General features: G+C 66.0%; 11 protein-coding genes. 2 read left to right on the top strand and 9 right to left on the bottom strand.

Annotated elements, in window-relative coordinates; all coding sequences use genetic code 11:
• The first annotated feature begins 11 nt into the window (after nucleotides 1-11).
• Entirely contained in the window at nucleotides 12-1823 is a 1812-nt protein-coding gene (locus C8D95_RS05220; RefSeq protein ID WP_109758119.1) for a creatininase family protein, read from the top strand.
• A gap of 371 nt (nucleotides 1824-2194) precedes the next feature.
• A complete protein-coding gene (locus C8D95_RS05215) occupies nucleotides 2195-3694 on the top strand; it encodes a DEAD/DEAH box helicase (protein WP_109758118.1) in 1500 nt (499 codons plus the stop codon).
• A 36-nt stretch (nucleotides 3695-3730) separates the two neighbouring features.
• Here the strand turns inward: C8D95_RS05215 and C8D95_RS05210 are convergent, their stop codons facing one another.
• The 9 genes from C8D95_RS05210 to C8D95_RS05170 form a co-directional block, all read right to left on the bottom strand.
• Complete coding sequence (locus tag C8D95_RS05210; protein WP_109758117.1) at nucleotides 3731-4147, bottom strand: OsmC family protein; 417 nt, start codon at nucleotides 4145-4147, stop codon at nucleotides 3731-3733.
• Nucleotides 4148-4247: 100 nt separating this feature from the next.
• On the bottom strand, nucleotides 4248-5912 hold the full coding sequence (locus tag C8D95_RS05205; protein ID WP_109758116.1) for a ribonuclease J: 1665 nt from the start codon (nucleotides 5910-5912) through the stop codon (nucleotides 4248-4250).
• Entirely contained in the window at nucleotides 5909-6685 is a 777-nt protein-coding gene (locus C8D95_RS05200; protein ID WP_109758115.1) for a type III pantothenate kinase, read from the bottom strand. Before C8D95_RS05200 ends, C8D95_RS05205 begins: the two co-directional genes overlap by 4 nt.
• A gap of 12 nt (nucleotides 6686-6697) precedes the next feature.
• Nucleotides 6698-7447: a biotin--[acetyl-CoA-carboxylase] ligase gene (locus C8D95_RS05195; RefSeq protein WP_109758114.1), complete on the bottom strand. Its 750-nt coding sequence runs from the start codon at nucleotides 7445-7447 to the stop codon at nucleotides 6698-6700.
• Nucleotides 7448-7471: 24 nt separating this feature from the next.
• The gene (gene nuoN, locus C8D95_RS05190) at nucleotides 7472-8908 is read right to left on the bottom strand and encodes an NADH-quinone oxidoreductase subunit NuoN (protein WP_109758113.1); all 1437 of its coding nucleotides are present in this window, start codon (nucleotides 8906-8908) and stop codon (nucleotides 7472-7474) included.
• Nucleotides 8908-10464 (bottom strand): NADH-quinone oxidoreductase subunit M, encoded by a 1557-nt coding sequence (locus tag C8D95_RS05185; protein WP_109758112.1) that lies wholly within the window; start codon nucleotides 10462-10464, stop codon nucleotides 8908-8910. Before C8D95_RS05185 ends, nuoN begins: the two co-directional genes overlap by 1 nt.
• Nucleotides 10465-10468: 4 nt before the next feature.
• A complete protein-coding gene (nuoL, locus tag C8D95_RS05180; RefSeq protein WP_109758111.1) occupies nucleotides 10469-12646 on the bottom strand; it encodes an NADH-quinone oxidoreductase subunit L in 2178 nt (725 codons plus the stop codon).
• Nucleotides 12647-12650: 4 nt separating this feature from the next.
• Entirely contained in the window at nucleotides 12651-12956 is a 306-nt protein-coding gene (nuoK, locus tag C8D95_RS05175) for an NADH-quinone oxidoreductase subunit NuoK (RefSeq protein ID WP_109758110.1), read from the bottom strand.
• Nucleotides 12953-13765, bottom strand: a complete 813-nt coding sequence (locus C8D95_RS05170; RefSeq protein ID WP_109758109.1) for a hypothetical protein — start codon at nucleotides 13763-13765, stop codon at nucleotides 12953-12955. Before C8D95_RS05170 ends, nuoK begins: the two co-directional genes overlap by 4 nt.
• Nucleotide 13766: the final 1 nt, after the last annotated feature.

Here is a 13766-nt window from a genome sequence, read left to right as displayed (position 1 = left end):
CGAGAGCGGACATGGATTTCTACGCAACCCTCGGCGGGACACTGGTGGCCTGGATGGCGCCTCTGCTGCCGTCCGAGACGATGTTCTACCTCTACCTGCTGACGGCTTTCGTCCTCGCTTTCGGCTCCTACGTCTGGTTCTCGTGGAAGGCCGAGGGCGCGCGCCCGGACGCCGTCTCGCATGGGTTTCTCGGCTACGTCTTCGACCGGCGCGTGTGGTTCCATGCCTCGGCCCGGCAGGACTACATGTACTTCGTCCTGAACGGGCTGATCTACTACGGCATCGTCGCGCAGATGCTTCTGGTCGCCCATGTCATGTTCGGCGCCTTCGGGCAGGGCCTCGAGTCGCTGTTCGGTACGCGCGACACCGCCGTATTCGAACCATCGACGTGGAGCGCCCTCGCCTACACGGTCGTCGTTCTCCTGGCCATCGACCTGGCCGTCTGGTCGACGCACTACCTGCAACACCGCATCCCGGTGCTCTGGCAGTTCCACCAGGTCCACCACTCGGCCGAGGTGCTGACCCCCGCCACGGTCTACCGGATGCACCCCGTCGACCTGTTCTTCACCGGCTTCGCAAGCTCGGGCCTGATCGCGCTGGCGCTCGCAGGCTTCACATACCTGACCCTATCGACGCCGAGCGAAATCACCGTGATGAACGTGAACGCCGGCATCTTCGCCTTCTACCTCGTCGGCTATAACCTGCGGCACTCGCCGGTCTGGCTGTCGTACCCGCCGTGGCTGTCCTATATCCTGATCTCGCCCGCGCAGCATCAGATTCACCACTCGGTCGAGCGCCGCCACTGGGACCGCAACATGGGCCTCATCTTCGCGTTCTGGGACTGGCTCTTCGGCACCCTCTACGTCCCGAAAGGCTATGAGAAACTGGAGTTCGGCATCTCGAAGGAAGAGCCGAACCCCTTCGGATCGGTGACCGAGTTCTACTGGAAGCCGTTCCGCATGGCCTGGGGCCTGGTGCGACCGGCGAAGAGACCCAGCGTACCCGGACGCACCGCCGCCCTCGGGCTGGCGGGACTGGCGGCGGCGACGGCCCTTCTGCTCCAGACCCCGGTCTTCTCGGCGACACGCGGCCTCCCGAGCCTCCACATGGAAGAGCTGACGTGGACCGAGGTCGCCGACGCCCTCGCCCAAGGCTACGACACCGTCATCGTGCCCACGGGCGGGGTCGAACAGAACGGCCCCCACGCGGTCCTCGGCAAGCACAATCTGATCGTCCGCCACACCTCGGGCGAGATCGCGGCCCGCCTTGGCGGCACGCTGGTCGCGCCCGTCGTGGCCTATGTCCCGGAGGGTGCCACCGGCGGCACACCGACGGATCACATGCGCTGGCCCGGCACCCTGTCCGTCCCGGACGATGTTTTCGCCGCCGTTCTCGAACACACCGCGCGCAGCCTAATCACCCATGGCTTTACCCGCATCCTTTTCGTCGGGGACAGCCTGTGGAACCAGGCACCCCAGGCCGAGGTCGCAGAGCGTCTCTCGCAGGAATGGCAGAAGGACGGCGTGACCGTGCTGCACGTCGCCGACTACTACGCCGCCAACGGCCAGCTCGACTGGCTGTTGTCCGACGGATTTGACCAGGCCGACATAGGCCAGCATGCAGGCCTGCGCGACACCTCCGAACTGATGGCCGTCTCCCCCGCTTCAGTGCGCGCCGCGCCCGTCGCCGCGCCGCCCGGTGCCGATGCGGGGTTCGACGGTCGGCCGCACATTGCGACGCCGGACCTCGGACGCAAGCTCCTCGCGCTCAAGATCGAGGCGGCGCTGCGCCAGATTCGTGCGGCGGAAGACGCAAGCGGCTGATGTGCATAAGATTTGCGCCGCGCCCTGGATCGCGCACCCGAGGCGCCCGTCGCAACGCCCCGGCGATCCTGGATCGCGTCAGCCACGCAAGGGATGCGAATCACCTCATGCGACGCAGAAAAGTCCCGTGCGCGGCAAGCGATTTACGAACAAACGTTAAGGAAAGTTAACGTCGCCCGCATTTTGCTATGTTGAAACAAAGCTCTGCCCCAGCACATGATTGTTGCGAACACGCGAGCGTCAATTGACGCGACGCCTGCTTTCCTCTACGAACCCTGCAGTTGCGGCGGCTTGTGGATAAGCTTGTGGTCATCCGGACCCGCGCTGCTTCGCCGACGGGCCCAGTGTTGGTCCGTAACACATGGACCGACATGACGAAATTCTCCGATCTGGCGTTGTCGCCGAAAGTGCTCAAGGCCGTTGAGGCGGCTGGTTATCATACCCCCACCCCGATCCAGGCCGGTGCCATACCGCCCGCGCTCGAGGGCCGCGACGTGCTTGGGATCGCGCAGACCGGGACCGGCAAGACCGCCAGTTTCACCCTGCCGATGATCCACTTGCTGGCGCGCGGCCGCGCCCGCGCCCGGATGCCGCGCTCGCTGGTCCTGTGCCCCACGCGCGAACTCGCCGCCCAGGTGGCCGAAAACTTCGACACCTACGCGGCCAACGTGAAGCTGACGAAGGCGCTTCTGATCGGGGGCGTCTCGTTCAAGGAGCAGGACGCGCTGATCGACCGCGGCGTCGACGTGCTGATCGCGACGCCCGGCCGCCTTCTCGACCATTTCGAGCGCGGCAAGCTTCTTCTGACCGGCGTGCAGATCATGGTCGTGGACGAGGCCGACCGGATGCTCGACATGGGGTTCATCCCCGACATCGAACGCATCTTCAGCCTGACGCCCTTCACCCGCCAGACGATGTTCTACTCGGCCACCATGGCGCCCGAGATCGAACGGATCACCAACATGTTCCTGTCGAACCCGGCGCGGATCGAGGTGGCGCGGCAGGCGACCGCCTCCGAGACCATCGCGCAGGAAGTCGTGCTCTTGAAGCCGTCGCGCCGTGACCGCTCGGCAGGCGAGAAGCGCGCCGCGCTGCGCGCCCTGATCGACCGTGAAGGCGCCGCCTGCACCAACGCGATCGTCTTCTGCAACCGGAAGACCGACGTCGACATCGTCGCCAAGTCGCTGAAGACCCACGGCTATGACGCAGCGCCGATCCACGGCGATCTGGAACAGTCGCAGCGGACGCGCACGCTGGATTTCTTCCGTGACGGAAGCCTCCGCTTCCTCGTCGCCTCCGACGTCGCAGCCCGCGGGCTCGACATTCCCGCGGTCAGCCATGTCTTCAACTTCGACGTGCCGACCCATTCCGAGGATTACGTCCACCGCATCGGCCGCACAGGCCGGGCGGGACGCGACGGCAAGGCCGTGATGCTGTCGACGCCAGCGGATGAGAAGAACCTTGCCGCGATCGAACGGCTGATCGGCACGACGATCCCCCGCTCGGACAGCCCGCTGTCCACGACACCCGCCGAGGAACCGACCGAGGAAGAACGCCCGAAGCGCACCCGCGTCCGCCGCGGAGGACGCTCCGGCGGCCGCGAGAAGGAAGCCGATGCGCCCGTCGTCAAGGCAGCCGAGCCTGCGCCTGTCGCCGTCGAGGATGTCGCCGAAGCCGAAGCGATTCAACAGGACGAGCCGCGTGTGGAGCGCCGCGACGAACCCCGCGAACCCCGCCGCGACGAAGAGCGTGACGACAACCGGGGACGCAATCGGAACCGGGAACGCGACAATGGCCCCAAGGTCGTCGGCATGGGCGACCACCTGCCCAGCTTCATTGCGATGAGCTTCGACGAGCGGAAGGCGGGCTGACCCGCCCTCCGCCCCGTCGCGTTAAGTTACATTAGGTCAGGCCAGTTTGGCATCCATCGAGATGTCAGCCTTGAACAGCTTCGACACCGGGCAGCCTTCCTTCGCCTTCTTGGCCGCGTCCTGGAACGCCGCCTCGTCCGCGTTCGCAATCTTGGCGCGTACGTCCAGATGAACCTTCGTGATCGTCAGCGACGAGGCGTCGAGCGTGACGGTGGCCGTCGTCTCGATGCTGTCGGGGGTCATGTCGGCCTGGGCGAGGATGTTGGCCAGCGCCATCGAAAAGCACGCCGAATGGGCCGCGCCCAGGATTTCTTCGGGGTTCGTGCCGGCTTCGCCCTCAAACCGCTGGCGGAAACCATAGGGGGCGTCCAGCGCGCCCGTCTCGGTCATCACCCGGCCCTTGCCTTCCTTCAGACTGCCCTGCCACTTCGCGGACCCTTTTTTCTCGATCATTTCGCTCTCCTTGGATCGGGCCGGCGCGGGGTGCGCCGGGTCATCGCACGACCTAGGGCGCTGGCGGCGTACACCCATAGCCCCGGGAAAGAAAGTCGGTTCAGGACAGCCGGCTGATGACGATCGTGACCTCGGGCTTCTTGCCGATCTCGTCCTCGGCCGTGCGACGGACCGCGCGTCGCAGCTCTTCCTCGAGCCGCTCGTCGTCCGACAGGAGGTTCCGCTTCGCTCGACCGACGAGTTGGGCGAGGTCCTCCTCCATCACCTCGGCAAGGGGCGCCTTCGACGTGCCCGTCTCGGGCAGGCCGCGAAGCTCCACCCAAGGCTCGCCCAGGGGCTCGTCGTCCTCCATGATCAGCGTGACGAGGACGTGGCCGTTCAGCGCCATGCGGATGCGATCGCGCACCACCCCGTCCATCGCTCCGATCTGCACCTTGCCGTCAAGATAGGTGCGTCCCGCCTCGATGTATTCGACGATGCGCGGCTCGTCCCCCGTCAGATCGACCATGCTGCCGTTGATCGCGATCAGCGATCCCATGCCGGCCGCGCGCGCCAGCCGCGCGTGCTCGCGCAGGTGACGGTGCTCGCCATGCATCGGGATCACCATGCGCGGACGCAGGATCTCGTTCAGCCGCATCAGGTCCGGCCGGTTCGCGTGGCCCGAGACGTGATAGGCGTCGGAACGGTCGTCGACGACGTCGACGCCCTTCTCGGACAACTGGTTGATGATGCGGATGACGGACTTCTCGTTGCCGGGGATGGTCTTCGACGAAAACAGGAACGTGTCGCCCTCTTTCAGCTCGACCCCCAGATACTTGCCGCGCGACAGCGCGGCACTCGCCGCGCGACGCTCACCCTGGCTTCCGGTGACAATCAGCATCAGGTTCTGCCGCGGGATCGAGTCGGCCTCTTCGACCGGCACCGTGCTCGGGAAATCGGTCAGGACGCCGGCTTCGACAGAGGCCTCGATCATCCGACGCATCGCCCGCCCCATGAGGCAGATGGTGCGCCCCGCCGCAACGCCCGCCTCGGCCAGCGTGCGTACCCGCGCGACGTTCGACGCGAAGGTGGTCGCCACGAAGAGCGAGGGCGCGCTCTGCACCAGTTCGGTGATCGCGGGCCCGAGGGTCGCCTCCGACCGTCCGGGATGCGGGCTGAAAACGTTGGTGGAATCGCAGACCAATGCACGAATGCCAGGACGAGCGATCTCGGCGTATAGGGCGGGATCGAAGGCCTCGCCGACGAGCGGCGTAGGGTCGAGCTTGAAGTCCCCCGAATGCACGACGCGCCCGCCGGGCGTATCGATGACGAGGGCGGCGCTTTCCGGGATCGAATGGCTGATCGGCGCGAAGCCCACGGTGAAGGGACCGGCCTTGATCGTCTGGGGCCATGTGGGCGCGATCTGCACGGCGTCCGGGTTCTGGCCCTGCTCCTCCATCTTGCGCTTGGCATGAAGCGCGGTGAAGGGCCGGGCGTGGACCGGGGCGCGCAGCCGCGACCACGTCAGTCCCACGGCGCCGACATGGTCTTCGTGCGCGTGGGTGATGAAGATCGCCTCGATCCGCTTGGCGTTCGCCTCGAGCCAGGCCAGGTCCGCGAAGATCAGGTCGACGCCGGGGGACCCGTCCATGTCGGGAAAGGTCACGCCAAGGTCGACGACGATCAGCCGCTCTTTTCCCGGCGCGCCCCAGCCGTAGACATAGGCGTTCATCCCGATTTCGCCCGCGCCCCCCAGGGGCAGATAGATCAGGCGGTCATTGCTCATTTGGTTTCCTTGTTGAAGGCGTGGATGACGGTCAGACCATGCATGGTCAGGTCGTCCTCGACCACGTCGAAGAGGTCCTCGCCCTGGGCGAAGAGAGGTGCGAGGCCGCCGGTTCCAATGACCTTCATGGGCTTGCCGTATTCGGCCTTCACCCGCGCAGTGATGCCCTGGATCAGGCCGGTATAGCCCCAGAAGACGCCGGACTGGATGCACTCGACGGTGTTGGTGCCGATGACCTTGTCGGGCTGGCTGATGTCGACGTGGGGCAGCGCGGCGGCTCCCATGTGCAGCGCCTCGAGCGAGAGGTTGACCCCCGGAGAGATCACGCCGCCGACATAGGCGCCGTCGGTCGCCACGACGTCGAAGTTGGTCGCGGTGCCGAAGTCGACCACGATCACGTCGCCGCCGTGGCGGTCGAAGGCGCCGGCGGCATTCGCCAGCCGGTCGGGTCCGGGGCGGACGCCCTCCTCGACGCGGGGCGGCACCGGCAGGCGGCATTCGGGCTTGCCGACCACCAGAGGCCGGCAGTTGAAATAGCGGTCGCAGAGGACGCGCAGGTTGAAGACGACGCGCGGCACGGTCGACGAGATCACGACCTCGTCGATCACCGCGTCGGACAGACCTCGGGTGGCCATCAGCGTGGACAGCCAGACGAAGTACTGGTCGGCGGTCCGCTGATGCTCGGTCGAGGCGCGCCATGTGCCGACGAACGTGCGGCCGTCCCAAAGCGCGAAGACCGTGTTGGTGTTGCCCGTGTCGATGCACAGAAGCATCGCCCTCTCCTCTCAGAAATAGACGTCGGCCGCAGGTATCGATACCTGACCGTCCGGCGTGCGAAGCACAAGCTGACCGAAGGGGTCGACGGTCTCGAAAACGCCCGTCACCTCGTCGCGCGCGGTTCGTGCGGTGATGACCTCACCCAGCCGCGCGGCGTGGCGCAGCCACTTCTCGCGGATCGGAGCGAAACCCAGTTCGGCGAAGATGCCTTCCTCGGTCGCCATGTTCTGCGCCAGCCGCGACAGCAGTTCGTCGAGGTCGAGAGGACCCGCCCCTGCCCCTTCGAGGCTCACCGGGGGGAAGGACGCGTCGCGCACGCCCTCCGGCACCGAGGCGAGGTTGACGCCGAAGCCGATCGCCAGCCAGTCGATCTGGTCCTGCGTGCCGACGCTTTCCAGAAGAATGCCCGCGACCTTGCCGCCGTCGAGAAGGACGTCGTTTGGCCACTTCAGGGACAGCCGGTCGCGCTCGACCGACAGGGCCAGCGCCTCGAAAAGCGCCACCGCGGCAGAAAAGGATCGAAGCGCCGCTTCCGCCGCCGTGCCCGCCGGACGGAAGACGAAGCTGGCCGCGAAGTTGCCCTTCGGCATCTCCCACGACCGCCCGCGGCGTCCGCGCGCAGCGCTCTGGTGCAGCGCCATGATCCAGGTCGGCTGCTTCAGTTCGGGCGCGAGCCGCGCCGCCTCGGACATCGTGCTGTCGACCTCTTCGAGCACGATGCGTCCGGTGCGCTCGGGCCAGGGCAGGAGTCCGGTCATGCGCGGACCGCCCGTCTGGGCGCGTCAGTTGACAAGCGTCGCCGCCGCCGCTTTCGCCACGCCTTCCACACCGAAGAGGTTCCACAGGCCCAGGACCATGATCGCCGCACTCGCCATCGCGATCACGCGCAGCATGGTCGAACCGCCGGTGTCGAGCTCGTTCTCGTCTGCGCCGAAATACATCAGGTAGACGATCCTGAGGTAGTAGAACGCACCGATGACGCTGGCGATCACGCCCAGAATGGCAAGCCAGGTCAGCCCCGCCTCGACCGCCGCCAGAAGGACCGCGTACTTCGCGAAGAACCCCAGAAGCGGCGGCACGCCCGCGAGGCTGAAGAGCAGGACCAGCATCGCCAGGGCCCGCATCGGGTCGCGCCTCGACAGCATCGACAGGGTCTCGATGTCGGTGACCGGCGAGCCGTCCTTTTCCATCGACAGGATGAACGCGAAGGTGCCGATGTTCATCACGACGTAGATCGCCATGTAGATCAGCATCGCCTCGACCCCTGCGGCCGTGCCGGCCGCGAGGCCCATGAGCGCATAGCCCATGTGCGCGATCGAGGAATAAGCCATCAGGCGCTTGATGTTGCGCTGGCCGATGGCGGCCACGGCGCCGAGGAACATGGACGCGACCGAGAGGACCGCGAGGATCTGCTGCCAGTCATCCGTCACACCGCCGAAGGCGTCGTGGACGACGCGCGCGAAGAGAAGCATCGCCGCGACCTTGGGCGCCGTGGCGAAGAAGGCCGTGACCGGGGTCGGCGACCCCTCGTAGACGTCGGGCGTCCACATGTGGAAGGGCGCGGCCGAGATCTTGAAGGCAAGGCCCGCGATGACGAACGACAGTCCGAACAGAAGGCCGAGCGACGTGTCGATACCCACGACCGCAAGGATGCCCAGGAATTGCGTCGTGCCGGCGAAGCCATAGACCAGCGACGCACCATACAGCAGAAGGCCCGAGGACAGCGCGCCGAGGACAAAGTACTTGAGCCCCGCCTCGGTCGACTTGACGCTGTCGCGCCGCAGCGAGGCGATCACGTAGAGCGCCAGCGACTGAAGCTCGAGCCCCATGTAGAGCGACATCAGGTTGCCGGCCGAGACCATCACCATCATGCCGACGACCGCAAGCGCCACCAGAAGCGGGTATTCGAACCGCAGAAGATTGCGTCGCGCCATGTAGGATTCGGACATCAGGAGGACGACGGCCGCCGACAGAAGGACCGTGACCTTGCCGAAGCGCGCGAAGGCGTCGTCGACGAACATGCCCAGGAAGGCATGTGCCGTCCCGGCCCCCTGGAACCCGATCCAGGCCGCCAGGACGATGAAGAGGACGGCCGTGGCCCACAGCATCGCCGGGCCCGTCTTGTCCTTGCCGCCATAGGCACCCACGAGGAGGCCCACCATGGCGAAGACCGCGAGGATGATCTCGGGCATGATGATGGAGAGATCGCCGGGCAGCATCAGTGGCCTCCGTTCTCGGCGACGACGCCCGTCGCCTGATGGTCGGCCACAGCCGTCGTGTAGTCGCCCAGAAGCGCTTCGACGGAGGGTCCGGTGATGTCGATGACGAGGCTCGGATAGACGCCGAGCAGGATGGTCATGACCACGAGCGGCGCGAAGATCCACTTCTCGCGCGCCGTAAGGTCAGTGATCGACTTGAGGCTTTCCTTGATGAGGTCGCCCATCACCACGCGGCGATACAGCCAGAGCGCATAGGCCGCCGAAAGGATCACGCCCGTCGCAGCCACCGCCGTCACCCATGTGTTGGCCTGGAACATGCCCACGAGGGTCAGGAACTCGCCGACGAACCCGCTGGTGCCCGGCAGGCCCACGTTCGCCATCGTGAACAGCATGAAGACGGCCGCATAGGCCGGCATCCGGTTCACAAGGCCGCCGTAGGCATCGATCTCGCGCGTGTGCATCCGGTCGTAGATCACGCCGACGCAGAGAAAGAGCGCGCCGGAAATGAAGCCGTGAGAGATCATCTGGAAGATCGCCCCGTCGAGACCCTGCTGGTTCGCGGCGAAGATACCCGCGGTCACGAAGCCCATGTGTGCGACGGACGAATAGGCGATGAGCTTCTTCATGTCCTCCTGCATAAGCGCCACGAGCGAGGTGTAGACGATGGCGATGGCCGAGAGCCACAGGACGAAGTCGACCAGCAGGTCCGAGGCGACCGGGAACATCGGCAGCGAGAAGCGCAGGAAGCCGTAGCCGCCCATCTTCAGCAGGATCGCCGCCAGCACGACCGAGCCCGCCGTGGGCGCCTGGACGTGGGCATCGGGCAGCCAGGTGTGAACCGGCCACATCGGCATCTTCACCGCGAATGACGCGAAGAAGGCGAGCCAGAGCAGCGTCTGGAGCCCGCCCACGACTTGCCAGCCGAAGACCGACATGGTTCCCGACGAGAACTCGTGCACGAGAAGCTCGGTGATGTCGGTGGTGCCCGCGTCGACGTACATCGCGATCATCGCCACAAGCATCAGGACCGAGCCGATGAAGGTGTAGAGAAAGAACTTGAACGCCGCGTAGATCCTCTCCTTGCCGCCCCAGATTCCGATGATGAGGAACATCGGGATCAGGCCGGCCTCGAAGAACAGGTAGAACAGCACCAGGTCCAGCGCGCAGAACACGCCCAGCATCAGCGACTCGAGGACCAGGAAGGCGATCATGTATTCCTTGACCCGGTGCGTCACATCCCAGCACGACAGGATGACGAGCGGCATCAGGAACGTCGTCAGCATCACGAAGAGGATCGAGATGCCGTCGACGCCCATCTTGTAGCTCAGCCCCAGGATCCAGGTCGTCTCCTCGACGAACTGGAAGTTGGGATCCGCCGAGTCGAAGCCGGCGAAGAGGAAGAGCGAGGCAAGGAAGGCCGCCGTCGTCGCCGCCAGCGCCAGCCACTTGGCGTTCTGCTGCGCCGCCTCGTCATCGCCCCGGAGGAACAGGCCGAGGATTGCCGCCGCAACGGCGGGAATGAAGATGACGATCGAGATCAGGTTGTCGAGGAACATGGTCTCAGTTCCCTCCGCTCAGCGTCATCCAGGTGACGAGCACCAGGATGCCCAGCACCATGGCGAAGGCGTAGGTGAAGATGTAACCGGACTGCGCCCGCCCTGCGAGGCGGGTGAAGAAGGGCACGACGCCCAGGGCGACACCATTGAGGAAGCCGTCGATGGTCGTCCCGTCGCCCTGCTTCCACAGGAAGCGCCCAAGCGCCTTGGCGGGCCGGACGAAGAGGAAATCGTAGATCTCGTCGATGTACCACTTGTTGAGCAGGAAGCGGTAGAGCGGCGCCTGGTTCGCGGCGAGCTTTCCCGGAAGGTCGGGGCGCAGGATGTAGAAGAGGTACGCCAGACCCAGCCCGATCAGCATGGCAAGGAACGGGCTGACCTTGACCCAGACCGGCGCGGCGTGGGCATCGTCGAGGACGTGGTTGTCCGCTCCGATGTAGATCGCTCCCTCGCCCGGCGCGCCGCCGAAGGCGAAGTGACGCCCTTCGGCGTCGGGGTCGTCGTGCGACGTCTCGGTGACGGCTTCGGCTGCACCTTCCGCGTCACCCTCTCCGGCCTCCTCGACGGCCGCCGCGACACCCTCGCCATCGGCGTGGTCGCCGTCGGCTTCGGCCGCCTCGCCTTCGCCATGCGCCTCGGCGCCGGCTGCGGGAATGTGGAAGAAGCGCGCGATCTTTTCGCTTTCGCCGAAATAGGGGCCGTACCACACCATGCCCGCGAAGACCGCGCCCACGGCCAGGACGCCCAGCGGGACCAGCATGACCGTCGGGCTTTCATGCGCGTGTTCGTGGGTGTGCTTGTCGCCCCGCGGCTCTCCGAAGAAGGTCAGGAAGATCAGCCGCCAGGAATAGAAGCTGGTCATCAGAGCCGCCACGACCAGCGCCACGAAGGCAAAGCTCGCCGCCGAGGTGCCGCCCGCCCAGGCGCTTTCGATGACGGCGTCCTTGGACAGATAACCCGCGAAGCCGATGTGCGTCAGGGGTATGCCGACGCCGGTGATGGCCAGCGTCCCGATCATCATCGCCCAGAAGGTGTAGGGCATCTTGTGGCGAAGGCCGCCATAGTTCCGCATGTCCTGCTCGTGGTGCATCCCGTGGATGACCGAGCCCGCGCCGAGGAACAGCATCGCCTTGAAGAAGGCGTGGGTGAAGAGGTGGAACATCGCGACCGAATAGACGCCCACCCCTGCCGCCACGAACATGTAGCCAAGCTGCGAGCAGGTCGAATAGGCGATCACGCGCTTGATGTCGGTCTGCACGAGTCCGACCGTCGCCGCGAAGAAGGCGGTGATCGCGCCGATGTAGACGATGAAGGTCTTGGTGTAGGGCGCGAACTCGATCAGGGGCGACATGCGGCAGACGAGGAAGACCCCCGCCGTCACCATGGTCGCCGCGTGGATCAGGGCCGACACGGGCGTCGGGCCCTCCATCGCGTCGGGCAGCCAGGTGTGCAGCAGGAACTGCGCCGACTTGCCCATGGCGCCGATGAACAACAGAAGCGAGACCAGCTCGGCGGCGTTGAAGTGCTCCCACAGGAACAGCACGTTCCGTTCGGCCAGCGCGGGCGCCGCGGCGAAGATGTCGTCGAAGTTGACCGAGTCGACCATGAAGTAGATGGCGAAGATGCCGAGCGCGAAGCCGAAGTCGCCGACGCGGTTGACAACGAAGGCCTTGATCGCGGCGGCGTTCGCGGAAGGCTTGCGGAAGTAGAAGCCGATCAGAAGATACGAGGCGACGCCCACGCCCTCCCAGCCGAAGAACATCTGGACCAGGTTGTCCGAGGTCACGAGCATCAGCATCGCGAAGGTGAAGAACGACAGGTAGGCGAAGAAGCGGGGCCTGTAGCTCTCGCCCTCCCGGAAATTGTCGTCATGCGCCATGTAGCCGAGCGAATAGAGGTGGACGAGAGCCGAGACCGTCGTCACCACGATCAGCATGATCGCCGTCAGCCGGTCCAGCCGGATCGCCCAGTCGGCCGCCAGCGTCCCGCTTTCGATCCAGCGCAGGATCTGGACGTGCTGCGTGCCGCCGTCGAAGGTCAGGAAGACGATCCACGACAGCGCGCAGGCGATGAACAGAAGGAAGGTCGCGGTCCACTGGGCAGCGTATTCGCCCATGATCCGCCAGCCGAACCCGCAGAGAAGGGCCCCGATGAGGGGAGAGAAGAGGATGATCGATTCCATGTTCTCAGCCCTTCATCACGTTGACGTCTTCGACGTCGATTGTGCCGCGGTTGCGGAAGAAGCAGACGAGGATCGCAAGCCCGATGGCGGCTTCGGCGGCGGCCACCGTCAGGACGAAGAGCGTGAAGACCTGCCCCGTGATGTCGTGGAGGTAGGCCGAGAAGGCGACGAGGTTGATGTTCACCGCCAGCAGCATCAGTTCGATCGACATCAGAAGAATGATGACGTTCTTCCGGTTCAGGAAGATGCCGAAGATCCCGATGACGAAGAGCGCCGCCGCGACGGTGAGGTAGTGTTCCAGTCCGATCATTGTCCCGTCTCTTCAAGGTCGAGCCCGCAGGCGAAGGACGCCAGCGCCGCGTCGGTGCTGCCATCCTCGGCAGGTGTCGTGTCGACGCCGTCCGGCGCACCCGGCAGAGCTTCGACCGCCACCGCCTCGCCGATCACGGCGGTCGACAGCGGATCGCAGATGACGCGGCGGCGCACGAAGGTCGTCTCGCCGTCCACGGTCTGTGTGGTCGTCAGGTCGATGCCGTTCTCGACCGGCCGCGCCTCGACGAAGGCATAGACTGCGGGATCCGTCACGACGTCGATCACGGTCATCGGCTCGGGGACCGGGATCTTCACCATGTCCTCTTCCTCGAGAACGGGAGCGGGGAGTATCTCGGCGGCGGCGCCAGAGGACGTTCCGCTGCCCTGGGCTTCGGTCAGCGAGCGGTTCGCGGTATCGACGGCGCCCTCGACGGCGCTGCGCATTGCCTCTGCGGCCGGCGCTTCCAGCGACGGCGGTGGCGTGTCGTCGGGAGATTCAGCCGTGGCGGCGGCTCCTGCATCGGCGGGCGTCTCGGCCAGGCCGGTGCCCTCCGGTATGGCGGCTCCGCCCGTCTCGGCCTCGGCCGGGACCGGGGTCGCACTTTCCTCGGCGGCAACGCTTTCCGGCGTCTGCTCGGCCCGCGCAGGCAGCGTGTCGGCGGAGGTCTCGGTCGCGGCCGTCTCGGTCTCGACCACCTCGTCCTTCGACCAGTTCAGCCACAGCGCAAGGACGACAACGGCCGCGAGGGCCCAGATCGCCAGCTTGAACAGCCCGCCCAAAGTTCCGAATACGCCGCGCTTCGCCATG

Origin of the sequence: Silicimonas algicola, from assembly GCF_003148765.1 — a bacterium.
In the GTDB taxonomy this organism is placed as follows: domain Bacteria; phylum Pseudomonadota; class Alphaproteobacteria; order Rhodobacterales; family Rhodobacteraceae; genus Silicimonas; species Silicimonas algicola.
This window is presented reverse-complemented; position numbering and strand designations above follow the sequence as displayed.